General features: G+C 68.1%; 16 protein-coding genes and 3 rRNA genes. 9 read left to right on the forward strand and 10 right to left on the reverse strand.

Annotated features, from left to right (window positions below; all coding sequences use genetic code 11):
* Positions 1-16: 16 nt before the first annotated feature.
* From CFW40_RS20310 to CFW40_RS20320, 3 genes are all read right to left on the reverse strand, one after another.
* Positions 17-1,423: a M1 family metallopeptidase gene (locus tag CFW40_RS20310; protein ID WP_256331366.1), complete on the reverse strand. Its 1,407-nt coding sequence runs from the start codon at positions 1,421-1,423 to the stop codon at positions 17-19.
* Between the two features lie 176 nt (positions 1,424-1,599).
* On the reverse strand, positions 1,600-3,240 hold the full coding sequence (locus CFW40_RS20315; protein ID WP_256331365.1) for a SulP family inorganic anion transporter: 1,641 nt from the start codon (positions 3,238-3,240) through the stop codon (positions 1,600-1,602).
* A 368-nt stretch (positions 3,241-3,608) separates the two neighbouring features.
* Positions 3,609-4,022, reverse strand: coding sequence for a hypothetical protein (locus CFW40_RS20320; protein ID WP_088799237.1), 414 nt, complete (start codon positions 4,020-4,022; stop codon positions 3,609-3,611).
* A gap of 357 nt (positions 4,023-4,379) precedes the next feature.
* Between CFW40_RS20320 and CFW40_RS20325 the strand changes: the two genes are divergently transcribed.
* From CFW40_RS20325 to proC, 3 genes are all read left to right on the forward strand, one after another.
* On the forward strand, positions 4,380-5,210 hold the full coding sequence (locus CFW40_RS20325) for an ABC transporter ATP-binding protein (RefSeq protein WP_088799238.1): 831 nt from the start codon (positions 4,380-4,382) through the stop codon (positions 5,208-5,210).
* Positions 5,207-6,067, forward strand: coding sequence for an ABC transporter permease (locus tag CFW40_RS20330; protein WP_088799239.1), 861 nt, complete (start codon positions 5,207-5,209; stop codon positions 6,065-6,067). The genes CFW40_RS20325 and CFW40_RS20330 overlap by 4 nt, the downstream gene beginning before the upstream one ends.
* A gap of 145 nt (positions 6,068-6,212) precedes the next feature.
* Positions 6,213-7,022, forward strand: a complete 810-nt coding sequence (proC, locus tag CFW40_RS20335) for a pyrroline-5-carboxylate reductase (protein ID WP_088799240.1) — start codon at positions 6,213-6,215, stop codon at positions 7,020-7,022.
* A gap of 252 nt (positions 7,023-7,274) precedes the next feature.
* Here the strand turns inward: proC and trpS are convergent, their stop codons facing one another.
* On the reverse strand, positions 7,275-8,306 hold the full coding sequence (gene trpS / locus CFW40_RS20340) for a tryptophan--tRNA ligase (RefSeq protein WP_256331364.1): 1,032 nt from the start codon (positions 8,304-8,306) through the stop codon (positions 7,275-7,277).
* Between the two features lie 949 nt (positions 8,307-9,255).
* Between trpS and CFW40_RS20350 the strand changes: the two genes are divergently transcribed.
* The 6 genes from CFW40_RS20350 to CFW40_RS20375 all read left to right on the forward strand — a co-directional run bounded on the left by CFW40_RS20350 (position 9,256) and on the right by CFW40_RS20375 (position 16,903).
* Positions 9,256-10,784 (forward strand): 16S ribosomal RNA (locus CFW40_RS20350).
* A gap of 299 nt (positions 10,785-11,083) precedes the next feature.
* Positions 11,084-14,204 (forward strand): 23S ribosomal RNA (locus tag CFW40_RS20355).
* Positions 14,205-14,277: 73 nt separating this feature from the next.
* Positions 14,278-14,394: ribosomal RNA gene (gene rrf / locus CFW40_RS20360) — 5S ribosomal RNA — on the forward strand.
* The 16S, 23S and 5S rRNA genes sit together here, the layout of an rRNA operon.
* Before the next feature lie 108 nt (positions 14,395-14,502).
* Entirely contained in the window at positions 14,503-15,033 is a 531-nt protein-coding gene (locus CFW40_RS20365) for a GNAT family N-acetyltransferase (protein WP_088802242.1), read from the forward strand.
* Positions 15,034-15,141: 108 nt separating this feature from the next.
* Positions 15,142-16,203: a saccharopine dehydrogenase gene (locus tag CFW40_RS20370; RefSeq protein ID WP_256331363.1), complete on the forward strand. Its 1,062-nt coding sequence runs from the start codon at positions 15,142-15,144 to the stop codon at positions 16,201-16,203.
* A 178-nt stretch (positions 16,204-16,381) separates the two neighbouring features.
* Positions 16,382-16,903: a TetR family transcriptional regulator C-terminal domain-containing protein gene (locus CFW40_RS20375; protein ID WP_256992062.1), complete on the forward strand. Its 522-nt coding sequence runs from the start codon at positions 16,382-16,384 to the stop codon at positions 16,901-16,903.
* Positions 16,904-17,136: 233 nt separating this feature from the next.
* On the opposite strand, the gene CFW40_RS20380 is transcribed toward CFW40_RS20375, so the two are convergent.
* The 6 genes from CFW40_RS20380 to CFW40_RS20405 all read right to left on the reverse strand — a co-directional run bounded on the left by CFW40_RS20380 (position 17,137) and on the right by CFW40_RS20405 (position 24,853).
* On the reverse strand, positions 17,137-18,864 hold the full coding sequence (locus CFW40_RS20380) for a TraM recognition domain-containing protein (protein WP_107446795.1): 1,728 nt from the start codon (positions 18,862-18,864) through the stop codon (positions 17,137-17,139).
* On the reverse strand, positions 18,861-20,303 hold the full coding sequence (locus tag CFW40_RS20385) for an ATP-binding protein (protein WP_088802245.1): 1,443 nt from the start codon (positions 20,301-20,303) through the stop codon (positions 18,861-18,863). The genes CFW40_RS20380 and CFW40_RS20385 overlap by 4 nt, the downstream gene beginning before the upstream one ends.
* 29 nt (positions 20,304-20,332) lie before the next feature.
* Positions 20,333-21,895, reverse strand: coding sequence for an SCO6880 family protein (locus CFW40_RS20390; RefSeq protein ID WP_088799242.1), 1,563 nt, complete (start codon positions 21,893-21,895; stop codon positions 20,333-20,335).
* Positions 21,892-23,211 (reverse strand): hypothetical protein, encoded by a 1,320-nt coding sequence (locus CFW40_RS20395; RefSeq protein ID WP_088799243.1) that lies wholly within the window; start codon positions 23,209-23,211, stop codon positions 21,892-21,894. Before CFW40_RS20395 ends, CFW40_RS20390 begins: the two co-directional genes overlap by 4 nt.
* Positions 23,201-24,052: a hypothetical protein gene (locus tag CFW40_RS20400; RefSeq protein ID WP_088799244.1), complete on the reverse strand. Its 852-nt coding sequence runs from the start codon at positions 24,050-24,052 to the stop codon at positions 23,201-23,203. Before CFW40_RS20400 ends, CFW40_RS20395 begins: the two co-directional genes overlap by 11 nt.
* 492 nt (positions 24,053-24,544) lie before the next feature.
* Positions 24,545-24,853, reverse strand: a complete 309-nt coding sequence (locus CFW40_RS20405; protein ID WP_031067282.1) for a hypothetical protein — start codon at positions 24,851-24,853, stop codon at positions 24,545-24,547.
* Positions 24,854-25,030 lie beyond the last annotated feature (177 nt).

Genomic DNA, 25,030 nt, shown 5'->3' on the forward strand with positions numbered 1-25,030 from the left:
CTGGTGCTTGTGGGCGCTACTCCCGCTCCGGCTTCCCCTTGCGGTACAGCCACTTGTCGAACAGCCCGGTCAGATCCACCTCCGTGCGCTCCTGGCAGAAGGCGATGAATTCCTTCGCGTCGGCGGTGGAGTAGCGGTACTTGGCGGGCCACTCCTTGAGGATCCGGAAGAAGGTCTTGTCGCCGACCGCGTTCCGCAGCTCCTGGAGCAGCATCGCGCCCCGCTCGTAGACGGGCACCCCGGTCACATTCTTCGCCTCGCCCGGATTGCCCGGCGGGAAGGCCCAGCGCTGCGGGTCCGTCTTGTCCTTGTAGAGCGCGTCGAACTGCTGCTGCGGGGTCTTGCCGCCCTTGTGCTCCTCCCACAGCCACTCGGCGTAGGTCGCGAAGGCCTCGTTGAGCCAGGTGTCCTTCCAGGTCTTCGGGGTCACCGAGTCGCCGAACCACTGGTGGGCCATCTCGTGCACCACGGTCACGGTGTCCGGCGCCCCGGCATAGACCGGCTTGGTCTGGGTCTCCAGCGCCATCCACGTGATCCGGGCCGGGGTGTCATCGACGATCGCGCCCGCGGAGGAGAAGGGGTAGCGGCCGAACAGCCCGCTCTCCCACTTCAGGATCTCCGGCAGTTGCTCCAGCGGTCCCTTGCTCGCCTTGGCCTCCGCCGGGTCCACCGCGACGTACAGCGGCAGCCCGTCGGCCGTACGGGACCGGTGGACGTCGAAGCGGCCGATGGTGGCGGTGGCGAGGTAACTGGCCATGGGCTGCCCGTTGTGCCACCGGAAGGTGGTCCGGCCGCCGGCCGTTCGCTCCGACCGCAGATCCCCGTTGGCGACGGCGGTATAGCCCTTCGGCACGGTGATCGTGAAGTCGTAGGCCGCCTTGTCCTCGGGGTGGTTGTTGCCGGGGAACCAGGTCATGGACCCGGCGGGCTCACCCGAGACGAACGCCCCGTCGGCGGTCTTGACCCACCCCTCCGTCGTCCCGTCCGGGTCCTTGAGCTCCTGCGGTGTGCCGCCGTAGTCGACGGTCGTACGGAACTGCGCGCCCTTCCTCAGGCCCTCGGCCGGCCGGACGATCAGCTTGTGCCCCTTACGGGAGAACGCGGCGTCCTTGCCGTCGACCCGTACGTCCGACACCCGCAGCCCCTGCAGATCGAGCTGGAAGGACCGCAGGTTCTCGGTGGCCTCGGAGGTGATCTGGGCGGTCGCGTCCAGCCGTTTCTTCTTCACGTCGTAGTCGAGATCGAGCCCGTAATGGCGCACCTGATAGCCGCCGTTGCCGAGCGCCGGGAAGAGCGGATCGCCCACCCCGCCGCTGCCCGCCGCTCCCCGGACGCCCCCGGCGCCGTTCGTGCACGAGGAGAGCAGCAAGGCGACGGACAGGGCGGCGGTCGCACCGCAGTAGCGGAAAGGCCGGCGAATCACAGCGCTCCAAGGGTCGGCGGTCACGAGCATGCCGACCCTACGGTCATTTCCGCCGCAACGCCGGGCCATTCCCGCTGGGTTGCGTTACGGGGCCCGGGTTGCGTCAGGGGGCCTGCGTTGCCTTACGGGCCTGCGTTGCCCGACGGGGCTGCGTTGTCTTACGGGGCCTGGGCTCCCTACGGGGCGACGGACGGTGTCTTCTGCCGGGTGGTCCCGTCCGGTCCGCGCCGCTGCTGCTCCTCCCAGTTGCCGAGCGCCGCCGCACACGCATGGTCGAGATGCCGCAGCCCCGACAGATCGAGCTGGATCTCCCGGTCCTTGGGCAGCGCCTCCAACTGGTCCAGCAGCTTCGGCAGCCGCAGGAAGGTGGCATGGCCCAAGGCCCGTACGAGGATGGGGCGCCGGGGGCCGGAGCCGTCCGGCCCGTGTCCGTCCGTCCCGCACCCGTCCGCCCCGGGACCGGCCGCGACAACGCCGGCCTTCACGCCTCCGGAGGCCGGTGCCACCGGCTCGTCCAGCCCCACGATCTCCAGGTGGACGTGCGAGGTCTCCCACGCCGACTTGGCCACCGCCATCAGCAGCCCCAGCAGCACCCCCTCGAACATGTTGGTGGCCACGATCGCCACCGCCGTCGCGCCGAGCACCACGGCCTCACCCCGGTGCTCACGCCACAGCGGACGCCACTGCTTCACCGGCAGCAACTTGCCGCCCGCATGCACCAGTACCCCGGCCAGTGCCGCGAGCGGCACCACGCCCAGTGCCGCCGGGAGGGCCACCGCGAAGAGCAGCAGCCACGCCCCGTGCATCACCCGCGAGGCCTTGGTACGGGCCCCGGCGTGCACATTCGCGGCGCTGCGGACGATCACCGCGGTCATCGGCAGCGCCCCCAGCAGGCCGCACACCGTGTTGCCCGCGCCCTGGGCCATCAGCTCCTTGTCGTAATCGGTCTTCGGCCCGTCGTGCAGCCGGTCCACCGCGGCCGCGGAGAACAGCGACTCCGCCGACGCGATCAGGGTGAACGCCAGCACGGTGCCCAGCGCACCGGCCACCGCCCCCGCCTCCGTCAGCCGCAGGAAATCCGCGCCGCCCGGCGGCTGGACGACTTCCAGCAGCCCCGCCACCTCGACCCGGGCCACCGGCAGATCCAGCATCCACACCACGACCGTCGCCAGCGCCACGGCCACCAGCGGCGCCGGCACCACCCGCGCCGCGCGCCGCCACTTCGGCCACAGCACCAGCAGCACAATGGTCCCCGCGCCCACCGCCAGCGCCGTGAGCGAGGCGCCGGACCCGGCGGTGTCCGCCGCCAGTTTCGGCAGCCCGCCCAGATTCGCCGGCCCGCCGCCCGGCGCCTTGGCGTCCACCAGGGCGTACAACTGCCCGGCGATCAGCACCAGCCCGATGCCCGCGAGCATCCCCTGGACGACCGCCACGGAGATGGCCCGGAACCAGCGCCCGAGCCGCAGCGCCCCCATGGCCAGCTGCAGCACCCCGGCGATCAGCACCAGCGCACCCAGCGTGCCGAGCCCGTACTCCTGCACGGCCTCGTAGACCAGCACCGTCAGCCCCGCGGCCGGGCCGCTGACCTGCAGACTGCTGCCGGGCAGCAATCCGGTGAGGAGCCCGCCGACGATCCCGGTGACCAGCCCCAGTTCGGCCGGCACCCCGGACGCGACGGCCACCCCGACACACAGCGGGACGGCGACGAGAAAGACGACGAGCGAAGCGGTGACATCGGCGCGCCAGACCGACAGCGCCTGCCGTGACGGTATGGATGGCCGGAACTGACGTTGACGGGCAACACGGGACCTACGCATGGGGATGCCTCCAACGAGTGTGAGATGCGGTGACGCACGGATACACACGGGTACGCACGGGTACGCACGGCCGAGGCCGAGCGCGAAACGACCGCGAAACGACCGCGAACGGACACGAATTGACGCGCACGAACTGACGCGCACGAACTGACGCGCACGATGGACGCGCACGAGTGGACGCGCACGGATGCGCACGAGCAGACGCCGGGCGATGGCGATGGCGAGGGCTGGATCCGTCGGATACGAGGACCGGGAAGGCCCTCCGGATGCGCGGCAGAGGAGACCCTTGGACGGCGTCTTAGGAGTGGCTCTCGGCTCTTAGCGCTCCGCCCGCTCCGCCCGCTCCGCCCGCTCCGCCCTCTCCGCTCTCAGCAGCGGAAGACGGCGTGTTGGAGCGGCAGTTCGCCGGATCTCGTCAGCGGTACGGCCTGCCGTCCGGTCAACGGGGCGGTCAGGCCCAGCCCGCCCTCGGTCCGGTCCCGTCCCCGTCCGGCGGTCGAGACGGTGGTGACCGGTGGCGTCGGCGCGCTCACCGAGGCGGCGGAACGCCCGTCGCGGCGCGGCGGGCAGCGGTCACTGCCGGATTCCGGATGCTCCGAGGCCGAGGTGTCGGACGCCCGGGGGTCGGTGCCCGAGGGCGCGGTACGGCCGGCGCCGTTCATGGCCGGTGCGGCCGACGCGTGTTCTCCGTACACGGCCTCCGCGCCGAGGGACAGGGCCAGCACCACGGTCACGACGATCAACAGGAGCCGGCCGAGGCCGCGGACCCGGATCTTCGCCATCGTCGCCCCTCCCGGCGCGGCTGGACAGGTCACCCCCATTGTGTCCAAGCCAACGCGCAGGACCACAGGCCGATTTGTAACCACCCTGTAAACGCGGAGTTATGGACCACGAACGGCCGGTTCTCTTCACTACGGCGCCCGCCGGTGTGCACAGTTCCTCGCCATGCGCCGCCCTTGCACCACACCCGGCCGCATCACCACCCCCATGCCTCGGCCATTCCTCGCCCTCCTTCCTGAGCACGCCGCTCACGCCGCTCCTCCGGCCCCTCGGCACGCCCACACCCCCCTCGTCCTGCCGCACCCACCACCCTGTCCGAGCCCTTGACGCTCCACCCCACCCGGAGCATTATTCATCGCATGATGAATTATGGCCGCGACCCCGCCGACCCCGCCGACCCCGCCGACCCCGCCATCCACGCCCACGACCTCACCGTCATCCGAGGTGGCCGCACCGTCCTCGACGCCCTCGCCTTCGACGTCCCCCGCGGCCGCGTCACCGGCCTCCTCGGCCCCTCCGGATGCGGCAAATCCACCCTGATGCGCGCCATCGTCGGCACCCAGGCCAACGTCACCGGCACCCTCGACGTCCTCGGCCGGCCCGCCGGCGACCCCGGGCTGCGCCCCCGCATCGGCTATGTCACCCAGGACCCGTCCGTCTACGACGACCTCACCGTCCGGCAGAACCTCGACTACTTCGCCGCCGTCCTGCACCCCGGCCGGGCGGCCCGCGCCCGGCGCCGCGACAGCGTCACCCGCGTCATCGAGGACGTCGACCTCACCGGCCGTGCCGACGCCCTCGCCGGCAACCTCTCCGGCGGCCAGCGCAGCCGGGTCTCCCTCGCGGTGGCCCTGCTGGGCGCCCCCGAACTCCTCGTCCTCGACGAACCCACCGTCGGCCTGGACCCCGTCCTCCGCCGTGACCTGTGGCACCTCTTCCACACCCTCGCCACCGACCGCGGCGCCACCCTCCTCGTCTCCTCGCACGTCATGGACGAGGCCGAGCGCTGCCACCGGCTGCTCCTGATGCGCGAGGGCCGCATCCTCGCCGACGGTGCACCCGACGCACTCCGCGACCGCACCGGCTCCCCGACCGTCGAGGCCGCCTTCCTCCACCTGGTCGACGAGGCCAGGACCGCGGCCGCCCCCTCGGCGCCCGACATCGCCACCCCCAAGGAATCAGCACGATGACCAGCGCACCTCTGCCCGAACCACGCCCCGAACCTCTCCCCGCCACCGGGCCCCTCCTCGCCACCGGGCCCCTCCCCGCCGGGCCGCCGAGCTCCGCCCCCGCGCCGCGCCCCGCCCCCTTCTCCCCGTCCCGCGCCCTGGCCACCGCCGCCCGGGTCCTGCGCCAGCTCCGCCACGACCCCCGCACCATCGCGCTGATGCTCGTCGTCCCGTGCGTGATGATCGCCCTGCTCCGCTACGTCTTCGACGCCCGCCCCGAGACGTTCGACAACATCGGCGCCTCGCTCCTCGGCATCTTCCCGATGATCACGATGTTCCTGGTGACCTCCATCGCCACCCTCCGCGAACGCACCTCGGGAACCCTGGAACGCCTGCTCGCCCTGCCCCTCGGCAAGGCCGACCTGATCAGCGGCTACGCCCTGGCCTTCGGCCTGCTGGCGATCGTCCAGTCGGCCCTGGCCACGGCCCTGTCCGTCTGGGGCCTCGGCCTCGACATCACCGGCTCCGCCTGGCTGCTCCTGCTCGTCGCCGTCCTGGACGCCCTCCTCGGCACCGCTCTCGGCCTGTTCGTCTCGGCCTTCGCCGCCTCCGAATTCCAGGCCGTCCAGTTCATGCCCGCCGTCCTGATGCCCCAACTACTGCTCTGCGGCCTGTTCACCCCGCGCGACACCATGCAGCCTGCCCTGGAAAAGCTCTCCGACCTCCTCCCGATGTCCTACGCCGTCGACGGGATGAACCAGGTCCTCACCCACCCTGACCTCACCGGCGACTTCCTCCGCGACGTCCTCGTCGTCAGCGGCTGCGCCCTCCTCGTCCTCGCCCTCGGCGCCGCCACCCTCCGCCGCCGTACGACATGACCCCGCCCGGCGGGTGGGCGAGGCGGCACCCCACGGCGAGGCAGCCGAACCCGATGCCGGACCCCATGCGGAACCCGAAGCGGAACCCCCACGGTGCGAGGATGGCCGGGAAACGCCCAGCGCAGCGGAAAGGTGAACCCGCACGATGACCCAGAAGGTCGCAGTACTCGGCACCGGAAAGATCGGCGAAGCCCTGCTCAGCGGAATGATCCGAGGCGGCTGGGCACCCTCCGACCTCCTGGTCACCGCCCGCCGCCGGGAACGCGCCGAGCAGCTGCACGCCCGTTACGGCGTCGAAGCGGTCAGCAACGCCGAGGCCGCCAAGTCCGCCGACACCCTCATCCTCACCGTCAAGCCCCAGGACATGGGCGCCCTGATGACCGAGCTGGCCCCGCACGTCCCCACCAACCGCCTGGTCATCAGCGGCGCCGCCGGCATCCCCACCTCCTACTTCGAGGAACGCCTGGCCGCCGGCACCCCGGTCGTACGGGTCATGACGAACACCCCCGCCCTCGTCGACGAGGCGATGTCCGTCATCTCCGCCGGCACCCACGCCACCGGCGCCCACCTCACCCGCGCCGAGGAAATCTTCTCCGGCGTCGGCAAGACCCTCCGCGTCCCGGAGTCCCAGCAGGACGCCTGCACCGCACTCTCCGGCTCGGGCCCGGCGTACTTCTACTTCCTCGTCGAGGCCATGACCGACGCCGGCATCCTCCTCGGGCTGCCCCGCGACAAGGCCCACGACCTCATCGTCCAGGCCGCCATCGGCGCCGCGGTGATGCTCCGCGACAGCGGCGAACACCCCGTCAAGCTCCGCGAGAACGTCACCTCCCCGGCCGGCACCACCATCAACGCCATCCGCGAACTCGAAAACCACGGCGTACGCGCCGCCCTGATCGCCGCCCTGGAGGCCGCCCGCGACCGCAGCCGCGAACTCGCTTCCGGCAACGGCTGACGCGAACGCGGACACCGGAACCGGCGGGGGACCCGACGGAAGGCACGGGCGGGAAAACCGGCGGGGGAACCCGACAGAAGAGGGAGCTCCGCCGGAACAACCGACGGAGCTCCCGCCGGAGCTCCCGACGGGAGAAGGAAACCGCCCACGCAGCAGAGCCCCCTCCCCTCACGAGACCGGCAACTGGGGGAGGAAGGGGCGGGGCCGCCCCGACGGGCCGCCGCCCGCCCCCCCACGCCTCCCCACGCCCCCTCACCTCCCGGGCAGCAACCCCACCGCCTCGAACGCGGCGTCCACCCGCGGCCTGGCCAGCCCCCGTGCCCGCTCGGCCCCGGCCCGCAGCACCGCATCGACCAGCCCCGGCTCCGCCGCCAGCTCCGCATGCCGTGCCCGCACCGGCCGGAGCATCTCCACCACGGCCTCCGCGACGTCCTTCTTCAACGCGCCGCACGAGTCGTACTCGTCGGCCAACCGCTCCGGCTCACCCCCCGCACACGCGGCCAGCACCTCCAGCAGATTCGCCACCCCGGGCCGCCGCTCCGGCTCGTACGAGACGTCCCGCTCCGAATCCGTCACCGCCCGCATCACCTTCTTCCGCACCGCCTCCGGCTCGTCCAGCACATAGACGACCCCCGCGGTCCGGGCGTGCGACTTCCCCATCTTCGCCGTCGGCTCCTGCAGATCCTTCACCCGCGCCGCCACGGGCGGATGCACGGTCCTCGGCACCACGAACGTCGCCCCGTACCGCTGGTTGAACCGCACCGCGAGATCCCGCGTCAGTTCCACATGCTGCGCCTGGTCCTCCCCGACCGGCACCTCATCGGTCCCGTACGCCAGGATGTCCGCCGCCATCAGCGCCGGATACGTCAGCAACGACAGCCGCACACTCCCGCCCCGCGCCTGCTCCCGCGCCGCCTTCTCCTTGTACTGGATCATGCGCCGCATCTCCCCGTCGGAGGCCGTGCACTCCATCAGATACGACAACCGCAGATGCTCCTCCACCTGACTCTGCACAAACACCGTGCAGAGCTCCGGATCCAGCCCCGAGGCCAGCAGCAACGTCGCGGCCTGCCGGCTGAGCCGCCGCACCCGCGCCGGATCGTGCTCCACGGTCAGCGCATGCAGATCCACCACGCAGAACAGCGCCTTTGCACGATGCTGGTCCACCTCGGCCCACCGCCGCATCGCCCCGAGGTAGTTCCCCAGCGTCAGATGCCCCGTCGGCTGCACCCCACTGAAGATCCGCGTACGCGCACCGGTCGCCATCGCCGTGGCCGTCGCCATCTCGTTCATCCTTCGTCTCCCGAGCTCCCGCACTCCGCAAAGTGCGTGCCGAGACCGCCGACCTCGCCGGCCGGCTACGAGAAGGAGATACGCAAACGGCCGCCGAAGCGGCGGCCGTGGTCATGCATGCGCTGCTGGTCGGCCGCCGTCAGGCGAGCCACCACAGCTGTACGAGCGCATGCGTAGTCATGCACCCAAAGTACCCGGCAAACCCTCCCCGGTCACGGGTTTGAACAACCCCAACCCCTCGTGTAGTGTCCTCCGAGTTGCCACGGAGCCGACAGGCGCCGGGCAGCCATCCCGCCGCAACAGCGGCACACCACTACTGCACGGCCCCTCACCGGGACCAATTTCGGCATGCCGAAATTCGACCGTGACGTGATTATGCGGCAACGAGGAATTCCGCTAAAGTAGTGATCACGCCGAAAGGCGCGGCAACGCAAGAAGCCGCACCCCAGGCAAACCCCTCCGACGGGGAATCGGAAACGAATTCGGACCGGCAACGGATCGAAATCGGGTCTGCTAGAGTCGGAAAGGCCGGAAAGCGAAAGCCGAACGGCCGACCCGCTCCAACAGGGCGCCGGACACGGAAACGGATCTGGTACGGTTGGAAAGCGCGAAGAAGCCGAAAGGCGGAAACGCACCGGCGAAAATCGGGACCGCAAGGATCTGATAGAGTCGGAAACGCAAGACCGAAGGGAAGCGCCCGGAGATCCTGGTGAAACAGGAACAAAGGAAGCGTCCGTTCCTTGAGAACTCAACAGCGTGCCAAAAGTCAACGCCAGATATGTTGATACCCCGTCTCCATCATGGAGATGAGGTTCCTTTGAAAGTCCACCACGGCCCGAGCGGTCGGGGTGGCACACACAGCGAGGACGCTGTGAACGACCGGACCTATTCCGTCCGCTCGTTCCGCTCTCGTGTGTGTTCACCGGATTACCGGTAAACATTCACGGAGAGTTTGATCCTGGCTCAGGACGAACGCTGGCGGCGTGCTTAACACATGCAAGTCGAACGATGAACCTCCTTCGGGAGGGGATTAGTGGCGAACGGGTGAGTAACACGTGGGCAATCTGCCCTTCACTCTGGGACAAGCCCTGGAAACGGGGTCTAATACCGGATACGACCTCCGACCGCATGGTCTGGTGGTGGAAAGCTCCGGCGGTGAAGGATGAGCCCGCGGCCTATCAGCTTGTTGGTGGGGTGATGGCCTACCAAGGCGACGACGGGTAGCCGGCCTGAGAGGGCGACCGGCCACACTGGGACTGAGACACGGCCCAGACTCCTACGGGAGGCAGCAGTGGGGAATATTGCACAATGGGCGAAAGCCTGATGCAGCGACGCCGCGTGAGGGATGACGGCCTTCGGGTTGTAAACCTCTTTCAGCAGGGAAGAAGCGAGAGTGACGGTACCTGCAGAAGAAGCGCCGGCTAACTACGTGCCAGCAGCCGCGGTAATACGTAGGGCGCAAGCGTTGTCCGGAATTATTGGGCGTAAAGAGCTCGTAGGCGGCTTGTCACGTCGGATGTGAAAGCCCGGGGCTTAACCCCGGGTCTGCATTCGATACGGGCAGGCTAGAGTTCGGTAGGGGAGATCGGAATTCCTGGTGTAGCGGTGAAATGCGCAGATATCAGGAGGAACACCGGTGGCGAAGGCGGATCTCTGGGCCGATACTGACGCTGAGGAGCGAAAGCGTGGGGAGCGAACAGGATTAGATACCCTGGTAGTCCACGCCGTAAACGTTGGGAACTAGGTGTGGGCGACATTCCACGTCGTCCGTGCCGCAGCTAACGCATTAAGTTCCCCGCCTGGGGAGTACGGCCGCAAGGCTAAAACTCAAAGGAATTGACGGGGGCCCGCACAAGCAGCGGAGCATGTGGCTTAATTCGACGCAACGCGAAGAACCTTACCAAGGCTTGACATACACCGGAAAACCCTGGAGACAGGGTCCCCCTTGTGGTCGGTGTACAGGTGGTGCATGGCTGTCGTCAGCTCGTGTCGTGAGATGTTGGGTTAAGTCCCGCAACGAGCGCAACCCTTGTTCTGTGTTGCCAGCATGCCCTTCGGGGTGATGGGGACTCACAGGAGACTGCCGGGGTCAACTCGGAGGAAGGTGGGGACGACGTCAAGTCATCATGCCCCTTATGTCTTGGGCTGCACACGTGCTACAATGGCCGGTACAATGAGCTGCGATACCGCGAGGTGGAGCGAATCTCAAAAAGCCGGTCTCAGTTCGGATTGGGGTCTGCAACTCGACCCCATGAAGTCGGAGTTGCTAGTAATCGCAGATCAGCATTGCTGCGGTGAATACGTTCCCGGGCCTTGTACACACCGCCCGTCACGTCACGAAAGTCGGTAACACCCGAAGCCGGTGGCCCAACCCCTTGTGGGAGGGAATCGTCGAAGGTGGGACTGGCGATTGGGACGAAGTCGTAACAAGGTAGCCGTACCGGAAGGTGCGGCTGGATCACCTCCTTTCTAAGGAGCATCTAGATCTCGCAAGAGATCCAGAGCCACTACGTCGGCAAACGTCCGACGGTGGTCAGCTCATGGGTGGAACGTTGACTATTCGGCACGGTCAGATGAGGACTGTTAGTACTGCTTCGGCGTGGAACACAGGAGTCGGCTGGTCGTGTCGGGCACGTTGTTGGGTATCTGAGGGTACGGACTGTGGTCTGGACCTTCGCGATGCCGGCCCCAGTGAACTCAGCCTTCGGGTTGGGGTGGTGGGTGGCTGGTCGTTGCTTGAGAACTGCACAGTGGACGCGAGCATCTGTGGCCAAGTTTTTAAGGGCGCACGGTGGATGCCTTGGCACCAGGAACCGATGAAGGACGTGGGAGGCCGCGATAGGCCCCGGGGAGCTGTCAACCGAGCTTTGATCCGGGGGTGTCCGAATGGGGAAACCCGGCAGTCGTCATGGGCTGTCACCCGCTGCTGAACACATAGGCAGTGTGGAGGGAACGCGGGGAAGTGAAACATCTCAGTACCCGCAGGAAGAGAAAACAACCGTGATTCCGGGAGTAGTGGCGAGCGAAACCGGATGAGGCCAAACCAGTCACGTGTGATACCCGGCAGGGGTTGCGTGGTTGGGGTTGTGGGATCTCTCTTTCACAGTCTGCCGGCTGTGAGACGAGTCAGAAACCGTTGATGTAGGCGAAGGACATGCGAAAGGTCCGGCGTAGAGGGTAAGACCCCCGTAGCTGAAACATTAGCGGCTCGTTTGAGAGACACCCAAGTAGCACGGGGCCCGAGAAATCCCGTGTGAATCTGGCGGGACCACCCGTTAAGCCTAAATATTCCCTGGTGACCGATAGCGGATAGTACCGTGAGGGAATGGTGAAAAGTACCGCGGGAGCGGAGTGAAATAGTACCTGAAACCGTGTGCCTACAAGCCGTGGGAGCGTCGCACAAGGACTTGTCCTTGTGTCGTGACTGCGTGCCTTTTGAAGAATGAGCCTGCGAGTTTGCGGTATGTTGCGAGGTTAACCCGTGTGGGGAAGCCGTAGCGAAAGCGAGTCCGAAGAGGGCGTTGAGTAGCGTGCCCAAGACCCGAAGCGGAGTGATCTAGCCATGGGCAGGTTGAAGCGGAGGTAAGACTTCGTGGAGGACCGAACCCACCAGGGTTGAAAACCTGGGGGATGACCTGTGGTTAGGGGTGAAAGGCCAATCAAACTCCGTGATAGCTGGTTCTCCCCGAAATGCATTTAGGTGCAGCGTCGTGTGTTTCTTGCCGGAGGTAGAGCACTGGATAGGCGATGGGCCCTACCGGGTTACTGACCTTAGCCAAACTCCGAATGCCGGTAAGTGAGAGCGCGGCAGTGAGACTGTGGGGGATAAGCTCCATGGTCGAGAGGGAAACAGCCCAGAGCATCGACTAAGGCCCCTAAGCGTGTGCTAAGTGGGAAAGGATGTGGAGTCGCAGAGACAACCAGGAGGTTGGCTTAGAAGCAGCCATCCTTGAAAGAGTGCGTAATAGCTCACTGGTCAAGTGATTCCGCGCCGACAATGTAGCGGGGCTCAAGCACACCGCCGAAGTCGTGTCATTGCAACATGAGGACCAACGTCCGTTGTGATGGGTAGGGGAGCGTCGTGTGCCGGGTGAAGCAGCCGTGGAAACGAGTTGTGGACGGTTCACGAGTGAGAATGCAGGCATGAGTAGCGATACACACGTGGGAAACGTGTGCGCCGATTGACTAAGGGTTCCTGGGTCAAGCTGATCTGCCCAGGGTAAGTCGGGACCTAAGGCGAGGCCGACAGGCGTAGTCGATGGACAACCGGTTGATATTCCGGTACCCGCTTTGAAGCGCCCAATATCGAATCCATTAATGCTAAGGCCGTGAAGCCGCCCTGGATCCTTCGGGTGAAGGGGAGTGGTGGAGCCGCTGACCCAAGGTGGTAGTAGGTAAGTGATGGGGTGACGCAGGAAGGTAGTCCAGCCCGGGCGGTGGTTGTCCCGGGGTAAGGGTGTAGGGCGTTGTCCAGGTAAATCCGGACAGCATGAAGCCTGAGACCTGATGCCGAGCCGATTGTGGTGAAGTGGATGATCCTATGCTGTCGAGAAAAGCCTCTAGCGAGTTTCATGGCGGCCCGTACCCTAAACCGACTCAGGTGGTCAGGTAGAGAATACCGAGGCGTTCGGGTGAACTATGGTTAAGGAACTCGGCAAAATGCCCCCGTAACTTCGGGAGAAGGGGGGCCATTGCTGGTGATCCGATTTACTCGGTGAGCTGGTGGTGGCCGCAGAGACCAGCGAGAAGCGACTGTTTACTAAAAACACAGGTCCGTGCGAAGCCGTAAGGCGATGTATACGGACTGACGCCTGCCCGGTGCTGGAACGTTAAGGGGACCGGTTAGTCGACCTTCGGGTCGGCGAAGCTGAGAACTTAAGCGCCAGTAAACGGCGGTGGTAACTATAACCATCCTAAGGTAGCGAAATTCCTTGTCGGGTAAGTTCCGACCTGCACGAATGGCGTAACGACTTCTCGACTGTCTCAACCATAGGCCCGGTGAAATTGCATTACGAGTAAAGATGCTCGTTTCGCGCAGCAGGACGGAAAGACCCCGGGACCTTTACTATAGCTTGATATTGGTGTTCGGTTCGGCTTGTGTAGGATAGGTGGGAGACTGTGAAACTCTAACGCCAGTTAGGGTGGAGTCATTGTTGAAATACCACTCTGGTCGTGCTGGATGTCTAACCTGGGTCCGTGATCCGGATCAGGGACAGTGTCTGGTGGGTAGTTTAACTGGGGCGGTTGCCTCCTAAAGGGTAACGGAGGCGCCCAAAGGTTCCCTCAGCCTGGTTGGCAATCAGGTGTTGAGTGTAAGTGCACAAGGGAGCTTGACTGTGAGACTGACGGGTCGAGCAGGTACGAAAGTAGGGACTAGTGATCCGGCGGTGGCTTGTGGAAGCGCCGTCGCTCAACGGATAAAAGGTACCCCGGGGATAACAGGCTGATCTTCCCCAAGAGTCCATATCGACGGGATGGTTTGGCACCTCGATGTCGGCTCGTCGCATCCTGGGGCTGGAGTCGGTCCCAAGGGTTGGGCTGTTCGCCCATTAAAGCGGTACGCGAGCTGGGTTTAGAACGTCGTGAGACAGTTCGGTCCCTATCCGCTGTGCGCGTAGGAGTCTTGAGAAGGGCTGTCCCTAGTACGAGAGGACCGGGACGGACGAACCTCTGGTGTGCCAGTTGTCCTGCCAAGGGCATGGCTGGTTGGCTACGTTCGGAAAGGATAACCGCTGAAAGCATCTAAGCGGGAAGCCTGCTTCGAGATGAGGACTCCCACCCCCTTTGAGGGGTTAAGGCTCCCAGTAGACGACTGGGTTGATAGGCCAGATATGGAAGCCCGGTAACGGGTGGAGTTGACTGGTACTAATAGGCCGAGGGCTTGTCCTCAGTTGCTCGCGTCCACTGTGTAGGTTCTGAAGTAACGACCTGTGTCATGTCCGGGTTGATATCTTCATAGTGTTTCGGTGGTCATTGCGTTAGGGAAACGCCCGGTTACATTCCGAACCCGGAAGCTAAGCCTTTCAGCGCCGATGGTACTGCAGGGGGGACCCTGTGGGAGAGTAGGACGCCGCCGAACAATCTTTGTGGGAAGGCCCCGCACCTTATGGTGCGGGGCTTTTCTGCGTTCCGGGGCCGTAAACGGAAATCTGGCCCGGCGGGATCACGGGCTGGGATGCTGGGAAGCATGGCGCATGTGATCAGGCCGGTGACGGCGGATGAGTGGAAGAAGCTCAAGGAGCTGCGGCTGGCGGCGTTGGGTGACCCGGTCGCTCGTGTGGCGTTCAACGAGACCCTGGAGGCCGCGGCCGGCCGGCCGGATGCGTTCTGGCAGCGGCAGGCATCGTCCCCCGACGAGGGCGGTGCGGCGGTGACGTTCGTCGGGCAGGCGGCGGACGGTAGTTGGGGCGGCATGGTGGTGGTCCTGGTCGAGGAGGGCGAGGAGGTGCCGCAGACGCATGTGGTGGGGGCGTATGTGCGGCCCGAACACCGAGGGACGGGGCTGGCCCGGGAGTTGTTCCGGGCGGCGATCGAGTGGTCGTGGGGGCTCGGCGAGCCGGTGGTGGAGCGCGTACGGCTGTGGGTGCACGAGGAGAACCTGCGGGCCGAGGCGTTCTATCGAGCGGTGGGGTTTGTGGCGACCGGGCGGACTCTTGCCGATCCGAAGGATGCCGGTGCTTTGGAGCGGGAGATGGCGCTGACCAGGGGCAGGGCGTAGGGCCGTCCCGTAGCAGCTGCCCCGTAGCGAGCGGTGGGCCGGCTTCGGTGGTGGCCTGGGCGCTTGGTGTCATTGAGTTTCTAGGTCACGTGACCTAATCTCGGCGTCGTGGACGATGACATCCAGTTAGAGCTGACGGGCCCGGTGCTAGTGGTGGGCGGATACGGCACCGTGGGGGGAGAGTTGGCCCGGCTTGCGGCGCCTTACTGGCCGCTGGTGCTGACCGGGCGTACCCCGGAGCGCGGTCGTGCGCTCGCCGAGGAGGTCGGGGCCAAGGTGCGACGGTGGGACCTGAGTGACCCGACGCCCTTCTCGGCGAAGGTGCGGGCCGTGATCAGCGCGGTGAACGACCCCGAGGACCGGGTGCTGTTGGCGGCGACCCGGGGTGGTGTGCCATATGCGGACCTCACGCGGTGGACGACGCGGCTCCAGCGGGCCGTCGCGGTGGCGGCCGTGGAGGGGCCCCGGGCTCCGGTGCTGTTGTCGTCCGGCTGGATGGGCGGGGTGAGCGGGCTGGTCTCCGCGGCGCTGGCGGCGGAGCTCGGCGGGGCCTCGGCGGTCGAGATCGCGATTCGCTACGACCTCAAGGACCGGGCGGGTGCCGACTCGGTGGAGTTCATGGACCGGCTCGGTCTTGATTACGAGGTGACCGAGGGCGGGCGGCGGCGGATGATCATGCCGCTCAGTGGTGTGGGGCATGTCGTGGTGGGCGGGCACCGGACCAAGGTGGCGCGGATCGATACGCCGGAGCAGTTCACGCTGCCGCTGGTGCTCGGCGTGGACACCGCCGTCACCCGGATCGGCTTCAGCGCCAACTCCTCGACGTCCGTGCTGCTGGCGCTCAAGCGGACTGGGTTCTTTCGGTGGGGGCGTGGCGACCGGTTCGAGTCGGTGCGGCGGTCGATGCTGTATGCGCCGGGTGAGGGCGGGAGCGCACTGTTGCGGATCGATGTGCACGGCCGGAGCGGTGAGCGGCGTACGGCGACGGTCGCCGATCCGGCCGGACAGGCCCATCTGACGGCGTTGGGCGGGCTGCTGGGACTGCGCCGGGTGGTGGGAGCGGACGGTGCCGCGGCACCTCGTGGGGTGGCCTTTCCCGAGATGGTGCCGAGGCCACAGGACGTCATCCCCGCCCTGGAGAAGGCGGGCGTGCAGGTCGAGGTGTCGTGAGGGAGGAAGGGAGGAGAGGAAAAGGGTGAAGCAAGGAGAGGGAGGAGTGGAAAGGGATGGAGGGGCAGGGCTTGGGTGAGGGGAAGGCTTCGGCGTTGACGCGGCAGGGGAGTGTGCGGCGTACGCATCTGCTCGATGCCGCCGAGGCCGTGCTGGTGGCCAAGGGGCGGATGCCTCGTTGCGGGCCATTGCCGGTGCGGCGGGGGTGCGGGTCGGGCATCTGCAGCACTACTTCCCGGCCCGGGCCGATTTGATCAAGGCGGTGCTGGAGCGGGCGCTGGACCGTTCCCTGGAGAGGCTGGCCGAGGCGACGGGGCTGCGGACGGTGCGCGACGATCCGTCGGCCCTCGAAAGCCCTGAGGGGGCGGCGAACCCCGGCGAGGTGGTGGCGGTGCTCCTCGCCGAGCAGGAGGATCCGCAGTTGGTGCGGCTCTATGTCGAGGTCTGGGCGCTGGCGGCACGGGACGAGGACATCGCCGCGGTGGTCCGGGAGTTCTACCGGAAGTACGTCGCGCACGTGGAGGCGTTCGTCCGGCAGGGGCGGCCGGACTGGCCGGGTGAGTTCTGCCGGGCTCGGGCGGAGACCTTTGTCGCGCTGGTGGAAGGGGCGGCCTTGCTGCGGTCGGGTATCGCCGGCAGCCGGTCGGCCGCGATGGATGAGCAACTGGCGTGGTGTGCGTCGCGGTTGCTGCGGGACTGAGCTCCGGGCGCTACTGAGCTCCGGGCGGGACTGAGGTCCCGGTGGGGAAGGGGCAGGGCGGCGAAGGGGGCCGCCCGGGCCTGTGGGGGTGCGGTGCGGGCACTTCCGCCCCAGCAGGCACTTCGCCCCAGCAGACACTTCCGCGTCATCGGGTATCGGGCACTACCGCCTCATCGTGCACCGGACGGATCCGGCGCAAGGCCGGCGCGCGGGCGTCCGGCCTCGGGCGGCTGTCAGGCCGGCAGGGAGTGATGTGGCCAGCGGGCGCGGGCCTGTTCCTGGGAGCGCATGGTGGCCAGGGTGAGCAGTCCGCGGCTGCGGCCCGTCCGGAGGAGGGTGGGGAGCGCGGGCAGGGGGGCGAGGGCCGCGATGTCGTCCAGGACGAGGGTGAGTGGTGGGTCGAGCCGACCGTCAGATGACCGTTCGGCCATGCGGCGGCCGTGCTCGACCACGTGCGAGAGGAGTGCGGTGAGCAAGGGCATCGCACCCGGGTCGGTACGCGGATCCTCGATGGGGTCGCCTACCACGTAAAGCGTTCCCCCCTCATCGATAAATGATTCGAGGATGGCCGAATCCGTTCGAAGTGGATTGCAGGCGTCCCGGATGTGGATGGAGGAGAGGGAGGCCAGTGCCCGCCCCACCAACTGCTGGGCCACTTCGCGGCGTTCGGGGTGGGCGGTGAGCACCGACTCCAGCTCGCCGGCCTGGCCTCCGGAAGCCTTGGTGCTGGTGCGCAGGATGCGTACGGGCTCCTGGGCGGCGCCGGTGGTGTGCGCCCAGCGGTGGAGCTGGCGGAACGGGCGGCCGTCCACCGCGGCGGCGTGCAGCCAGCAGCGCAGCAGGGTCTGGGCGGCGTCCGCGACGGCCGAGTCCAGTGCCCCGGAAGGACGTACGGGGGCCAGCAGGGCGGCGGCACGGGCGGCGGCGGTGGCGAGGTCCGTACAGCCGGAGGTCGGTGACCAGCGCAGCCGGGCCGGGGTGTCGAGGCGGTGCGTGGGGTCGTAGGTCAGCAGGGGGCCGAGCTTGGCGCGGGTGTCCTTGGTCTCGGACCAGAGGGTGGGGTCCGTCGTGGCGACGATCAGAGGGCCCGGGGCGGCGGCCGCGGTGGTGAGGGAGGCCGCGAGGGTGACGGCGCGGTCGGTGGCGAACTGGAGGCGGGGGAGGGCGGGTTCGGTGCGGGCGTCGGGGAGCTCGGTGCCCGGGAGTGCTGGGGCGGCCGGGGGAGCGGTGCGTTGTTCGGGGACGGGGCCGGTGGCGGCGGCCGCGTTCGCGGTGTCGAGGGGCGGAGGGGGCGGTGCGGCGGGTGTGGCCTGTGTGGCGGGTGTGGTCGGTACGGCCGGGCCGGTCGGTGCGTGTTCGCTGTGCGGCGGGGGCTCCGGGGTTCCCGGAGTGGTGGGGGGCGTTTCGCGGACCGCGCTGCGAGGGGCGTCCGGTGCCCCGCCGGCCGGCCGCGTCTCCCCGGCCTGCTGTGCCTCCCCGGCCCGCCGCGGGTTCCATCCCGTCTGGTCGGCGCCGATCGCCGAATCCCGGAGCCCCCGGGCCTCCCTGGTCTTCGCCCGCCGTGCCGCCCGTACGGCGCGATAGCGGGTGACGGTCCCCAGCGTGAAGATCGTCAGGACCAGCAGCACCATCAGTTCGCCGATGAGGATGCCCCAGAACAGGCCGTAGCCGGAGAGCTGGTCCTTGGGGGTGTCGGGCCAGGCGGCGGCCATGTCGTGCGGTGCCGAGACGAGGTGCCGCAGTGCCATCGGCGTACCGGGGTAGGTGACGCCGTCGGGCCAGGCGCCGTGGGTGAACAGGCCGGCCAGGCCGGTTGCGGTCCACACCAGCAGGGTCAGGCCCAGCAGGAAGGCGAGCAGTCCGACCAGCAGGGAGTCGGGGATGCCGCGTCCCCGGCCACGGGCGGCATCGCGGTAGTAGCCCCGGTCGGCGCCTCGTTCGTCGTCGTATCCGCGCGTCACGCCACCGTCTCGCTCGACTCGTCTCTCCACTGCCGCTCCATCGCCATGGCTTCGGCGCGTGCCTCGGCCTCGGCGTCCGCCGCCGCCTGGAGGGCGCGCGCCTCATCCGTCGGCATCGCGGACGCCTCGGACATCGCGGAGGCCTCGGTCATCGCCCGGTCGGTGTAGACGAGCGGGCGTTCGGCCTCGGTGATGAGGTGCTTGACGACCTGCACATTGCCGTTGACGTCCCAGACCGCGATGCCGGGGGTGAGGGTCGGGATGATCTCGACGGCCCAGCGTGGCAGGCCGAGGACCCGTCCCGTGGCCCGTGCCTCGTCGGCCTTCTGGGCGTAGATGGTGCGGGTCGAGGCCATTTTGAGGATCGCCGCGGCCTCCCGTGCGGCGGCGCCGTCGACCACATCGCTGAGGTGGTGGACGACGGCCACGAACGACAGGCCGAGCCGCCGGCCGAACTTCAGCAGCCGCTGGAAGAGCTGGGCGACGAAGGGCGAGTTGATGATGTGCCAGGCCTCTTCGACCAGGAAGATGCGCTTCTTGCGGTCGGGGCGGATCCAGGTGTGCTCCAGCCAGACGCCGACGATCGCCATCAGGATCGGCATCGCGATGGAGTTGCGGTCGATGTGCGAGAGGTCGAAGACGATCAGCGGTGCGTCGAGGTCGATGCCCGCCGAAGTCGGCCCGTCGAACATCCCGCGCAGGTCACCGTCGACGAGCCGGTCGAGGACCAGCGCCACGTCCAGGCCCCAGGCCCGGACGTCGTCTATGTCGACATTCATCGCCTCGGCCGACTCCGCCTCCGGGTGCCGCAGCTGCTCGACGATGTCGGTCAGGACGGGCTGGCGGTTGGTGATGGTGTCGTTCACGTAGGCGTGCGCGACCTTGAGGGCGAAGCCGGAGCGTTCGTCCAGGCCGTGGCCCATCGCGACCTCGATGATCGTGCGCAGCAGGGCCAGCTGGCCGGTGGTGGTGATCGACGGGTCGAGGGGGTTGAGGCGGATGCCGCCGTTGAGGGCGGCGGTCGGGTCCAGGCGGATGGGGGTTATCCCCAGCTCCTGGGCGATGAGGTTCCACTCGCCGACGCCGTCCTCGCCCTGCGCGTCCAGGACGACGACCTGCCGGTCGCGGAACCGCAGCTGGCGCAGGACGTAGGTCTTCTCCAGCGCGGACTTGCCGTTGCCGGACTCGCCGAGGACCAGCCAGTGCGGGGCCGGCAGCTGCTGTCCGTACAGCTGGAAGGGGTCGTAGATGTATCCCTTGCCGCTGTAGACCTCACGGCCGATGATCACGCCGGAGTCGCCGAGGCCGGGGGCTGCGGTGGGCAGGTAGACCGCCTGTGCCTGGCCGGTGGAGGTGCGTACGGGCAGCCGGGTCGTCTCCACCTTCCCGAACAGGAAGCTGGTGAACGCGTCGGTGAGCGCTCCGAGCGGATCGAGCATGGCCATGACGTACGCGCCTCCCAGCGGCTTTAGCGGCGGATTCCGGTCGCGAACGGCAGGGTGTTGACGAACGCCCGGTGGTGCTCGCGGTCGCACCACTCCAGCTTGAGGTAGGACTTGCCGGCCGAGGCGCGGATGGTCCGCTTGTCACGGGCGAGCGCCTCGGGCGAGCGGGAGGAGACCGTGAGGTAGCCGACGAGGTTGACGCCGGCGGCGCCGGAGGCCAGGTCCTCGCCGCGCTGGTCGACGCGGCCGTGGTGGGCGACGTCCCGCGGGTCGACGACCCGGTTCATCTTCGCGGCGCGGCTGGCCTCGGCGTCGTCGTTCGTCTTCTCCGTGAGCATCCGCTCGATGGCGATCTCGGTGGGCTCCAGGTCCATGCAGACCGCGACCGTACGGATCACGTCCGGGGTGTGCACCAGGAGGGGCGCGAGGAAGTTGACGCCCACCGGGGTCAGCGGCCACTCCTTGACCCAGGCGGTGGCGTGGCACCACGGCGCGCGGGTCGTCGACTCCCGCGTCTTGGCCTGCAGATACGTCGGCTCCATCGCGTCCAGCTCGGCCGGCCAGGCGTTGCGCTTGCTCATCGCCTGGATGTGGTCGATGGGGTGGTCCGGGTCGTACATGGAGTGCACGAGGGAGGCGAGGCGGGCCTGCCCGAGGGGCTGGCGGACGCGGATGTCGGCCTCGGCGAGCCGGGCGCAAATGTCGGTCAGCTCGCGGGCCATGACGACGGCGAGGCCGGCGTCGCGGTCCAGCTTCTTGCGCAGCAGTCCGCCCTGGTGCATATGGGCGGCGCGCGCCATGGTGTGTGCCTCGGCGGCCAGCTCGCGGGTGTAGTGCATACAGGCGACGAGGTAGGCGCGGTGCTGCTCGGAGGAGGTGGAGACCATCGACTGGAGCTGGTCGTAGGAGTCCTGCAGCCAGTCGGGGGAGTTCTTGTCGCCGCGCTGGGCGACGTCCTTGGCATGGGCGTCCGGGTCGGCCGGCAGCGTCCGGGCCAGCATCTGCAGCCGGGTCACGAAGCCGTCGCCGTTGGCCACATGCTTGAGCAGCGTCCCGAAGCGGTCGACCAGCGCCTCCTGGTCCTCGCTGTCGCGCAGGCCGACGCCCGGCCCCTCGATCTCGATGGCCGCCGTCACCGTCTTGCGGTCGGCGTGCAGCAGCACCGCGATCTCGTCCGGGCCGAACGGGGCGGAGAGCCAGTTGATCCGGCCGATGCCGGGCGGCGGGCCGATCTCGATCTCCCGGCCGTCCAGCCGGACGCCCGCCTCGGCGGCGCCGGAGCGGTAGGTGGCGCCGCGGCGGACCGTCCGGCGGAAGCTGCGCCGGATCTCGAACCACTTGTAGAACGTACGGCCCTTGTACGGCACGTAGACGAGGGCGAGCGCCAGCACGGGGAAGCCGGTGAGGGACACGATCCGCAGCGGCAGCATGGGCACCAGCAGCCCGCACATCATGCCGAGGAACGCCCCCGCGATGATCAGCGCGATCTCACCGGTCTCGCGGTTCTTGCCGACGATCGCGTTGGGCCGGGCGCGGCCGATCAGGTATGTGCGACGTGGCGCGATCGGGTGGGACTGCGTGCTCAACGCCCCTCACCTCCTGCTGATTTGCCGGTGCGGGAGCTGCTGCCCGGGCCGGGGTTCGTACGGGGGGCGGGGGTGGCGGGGGCCGAGGAGCGGCCGCCGCCGGTGCGGGAGCTGTGCGCGGCGACACCGCCGGCCACCGCGTCGGCCGGCCGGGACTGGCCGCCCTGCGCGCCCTGCTGCCCGCCGCCGTCGCCGCCGGACCGGCGGGAGCTGTGGGTCTTGATGCCCTGGGACACCAGCGCGGCGGGCGAGGAGATCATCGCGGCGGCCTGGCTGCCGTCGGTGGCCCGGCCCTTGTTCGTACGGGCCGAGACCATCTCGTCGCCGAAGCCGGGGACGAAGCGGTAGATCACCGCACTGGCGAAGATGGCGAGGACGATGATCGCGAGGCCGGAGACGACGGCGGAGAAGGCGTTCGGGCCCTTGTCGTGGGAGAGCGCACCGGCGATGCCGAGCACGATGACGATGACCGGCTTCACCATGATCACCGCGATCATGATGCCCGCCCAGCGGCGTACGTGCCCCCACATGTTCTTGTCGACCAGCCCGGCGTAGACGACGGTGCCGAGCAGCGCCCCGACGTACAGCAGCGCGGCCCGGATGACCAGCTCCAGCCACAGCACACCGGCGGCGAGCACGGAGACCAGCGAGACCACGATCAGCATGATCGGGCCGCCGCCGATGTCCGTGCCCTTCGTGAGCGCCTGCGAGAACGCCCCGAAGAAGGTGTCGGTCTGGGCCCCGGTCCCCTTCGCGATGATCTCGGTGACCCCGTCGGTCGCCGAGACGATCGTGTAGAGGATCAGCGGGGTGAACGCGGAGGCGAGCACGGTCAGCCAGAGGAACCCGACCGCCTCACTGATCGCCTCCGTGAGCCGCACCCCGCGCACCGCGCGCTTGGCGACCGCCAGGAGCCACAGGACCAGGGTGAGGATGGTGGAGGCGGCGAAGACGACCGCGTACTGCCGCAGGAAGGCGGTGTTGGTGAAGTCGACCTGGGAGGTGGCCTTCACCGCGTCGGAGAGCTTGGTGACGATCCAGGCGGCGGCTTTGGCACAGCCCTTGGCGAGGGAGTCGAGGGGGTCGAGGGGGTTGTTGTCGGTGAGGCCGCCGGGGGGCTTGGGGGCGCCGGAGCCGGCTTTGTCGCCGGATTGGCAGTAGTTCTTGGCGGGGCCGACGATCAGGTCGCAGTTGTCCTTGGGGGACGGGCTGGGGTTGGGTGCCGCCAGGACGCGCGTGGCCAGCAGGAACACAGTGGTTTGTACGGACGCCAGCGCAGCGGTGACGGTGAGGGCACGCCTTCGGTTACCGCGCATAGGTGAACCCTCCGTACTGCTCGACTGCCTTGGCGATCTGGTCGGCACCGGACGTCTTGTTGTCACCGTTGACCGGGGCGGGGCCGTCCTGCTGGGAGAAGCCCTCGACCTTCCAGTCGCCACTTGCCCACGTCAGCTGGAGCCGCATGGTGAACCAGTCACTTGTCACCGGCGTGGTCGACTTCGCGCCGGCTGTACCGAACAAGCCCGTGCACCACACTTCGAGGTTCGCGGTGTCACCCGTGAGTTTCACGAGCTTGGTGCCGACGGGAACCGTGCGTGAGATGTAGGTCATGCCCTGGGCTGCGTTGCCGTTCGCGTCGAGACCGAGCTTCTTGAGGAAGGCGGTCGAGTACGCGGCGTCGAGTTTGCCCTGCATCTCGTTGACCTTGGCGGGGGCGAAGGCCTGCTTGACGATCGCGTGGCGTTCGTTGAGCTTCAGGATGTTGGCGGAAACCAGCGCCACCGCATAATTAGCCGCCGCCGACTGCGCCCCCTGCTCCGTCTTGGCGAAGCCCGACGCGATCCCCCCGTTCTTGCCCGTCACCGGCTTGGTGCCGGTGGGGGCGGTGGGCTGGGACTGGTCGGTGTCCTTGGGGGAGTCGCCGGAGGGGGTTTCGCTGTTGCCGCTTCCGCCGCGGTTGGCGAAGGCGATGGCCGCGAGCAGCAGGACGATCACGCCGACGATGGTGACGAGGTTGCGGCTGGACATGCCGGCGCGAGGCCGCCGTCCCGAGCCGTAGATGTCACCGTCGCTGTCGGGAAGTCTGGTCCGTGTCTGGCCCGTCTCGGGACCGCGGTGGCCGTCGCCGCCGTAGCCGCCGTCGTCACTGAGACTCATCGCGCCTGTGCCCCCTCTGCCGCCGTCGCCGTGCATGCCGTAGTTGTGCCGCCCTCATATGACCGTAGCCGCGCGGGCGGCGGCTCGGGTGCAGCGGTACGAGTACATCTCACCGTGACGGGTCCTCAGATGCGGTACGACAGCGGCGAATGGGGGACTCTGGGGTATTTGTGCTCATCGCCCGCTCCCCGGTTGCCGTCGCCTTCTTGCGCCTTGTTGCTTCCGGGTCCACCTGTCCCCGCGCAGCGGCCCGCCCAATCGGTCCGCTGGTGGCGGGGGTGGCCCGGGCGCGGGAGACGGGGCCGTCGGGCCGGGCGTGATGGGGCGTCAGCATGGGGCCTCGGCAGGAAGGTGGGGCCGGTGGGAGCGAGTGGGGGCACGGGGCGGCGGAGGGATGGCGGGCGGGGGCGCAGGGGGAGCGGCCCGGGGCCGGGTGCGGACGGGGGTGTGCACCGCTCGGCCGGCCCCGGCAGGCCCTCGGGTGTGGGTGCGCTAGACCGCCATGCCGTAGACGATGGTGAACAGTGTCCCCAGGGAGCCGATGATGAAGACGCCGGTCAGGCCGGCCACGATCAGGCCCTTGCCCTGCTCGGCGCTGAAGGTGTCGCGCAGCGCGGTGGCGCCGATGCGCTGTTTGGCGGCGCCCCAGATCGCGATGCCGAGGCAGAGCAGGATCGCCACCGCCATGACCACTTCGACCATCACGCGGGCCTCGTTGCCCAGGCTCCCGAACGGTCCCCAGTCCGGGGCGATTCCGCCGATGATGGTGGTGATGTCGCCTTTTTCGGCCGCAATGAACATGTGTGAACTCACCGCCCCTTGGTGGGTAGTTGTGTGCCCGTGCCGACGCGGCGCGGGTCGCTCTCTATCTTCGCTGACGAACGGGCCGTCAGCTGTCGTCTTGGCGGCTTTCTTTGACGGATCCCGTGGGAGTCGCGTGGACGTGTGGGCGCACGCCGTCCATTGAACCGACCGGTA

Origin of the sequence: Streptomyces sp. 2114.4, assembly GCF_900187385.1 — a bacterium.
Taxonomy (GTDB): Bacteria; Actinomycetota; Actinomycetes; order Streptomycetales; family Streptomycetaceae; genus Streptomyces; species Streptomyces mooreae.

Coding starts and splice junctions, on each gene's coding strand:
- CFW40_RS20365 (WP_088802242.1), top strand. CDS start 14,503: ATGGCGCATGTGATCAGGCCGGTGACGGCGGATGAGTGGAAGAAGCTC.
- CFW40_RS20325 (WP_088799238.1), top strand. CDS start 4,380: ATGATGAATTATGGCCGCGACCCCGCCGACCCCGCCGACCCCGCCGAC.
- CFW40_RS20400 (WP_088799244.1), bottom strand. CDS start 24,052: ATGAGTCTCAGTGACGACGGCGGCTACGGCGGCGACGGCCACCGCGGT.
- CFW40_RS20315 (WP_256331365.1), bottom strand. CDS start 3,240: ATGCGTAGGTCCCGTGTTGCCCGTCAACGTCAGTTCCGGCCATCCATA.
- trpS (WP_256331364.1), bottom strand. CDS start 8,306: ATGGCGACGGCCACGGCGATGGCGACCGGTGCGCGTACGCGGATCTTC.
- CFW40_RS20395 (WP_088799243.1), bottom strand. CDS start 23,211: ATGCGCGGTAACCGAAGGCGTGCCCTCACCGTCACCGCTGCGCTGGCG.
- CFW40_RS20320 (WP_088799237.1), bottom strand. CDS start 4,022: ATGGCGAAGATCCGGGTCCGCGGCCTCGGCCGGCTCCTGTTGATCGTC.
- proC (WP_088799240.1), top strand. CDS start 6,213: ATGACCCAGAAGGTCGCAGTACTCGGCACCGGAAAGATCGGCGAAGCC.
- CFW40_RS20385 (WP_088802245.1), bottom strand. CDS start 20,303: ATGCTCGATCCGCTCGGAGCGCTCACCGACGCGTTCACCAGCTTCCTG.
- CFW40_RS20405 (WP_031067282.1), bottom strand. CDS start 24,853: ATGTTCATTGCGGCCGAAAAAGGCGACATCACCACCATCATCGGCGGA.
- CFW40_RS20330 (WP_088799239.1), top strand. CDS start 5,207: ATGACCAGCGCACCTCTGCCCGAACCACGCCCCGAACCTCTCCCCGCC.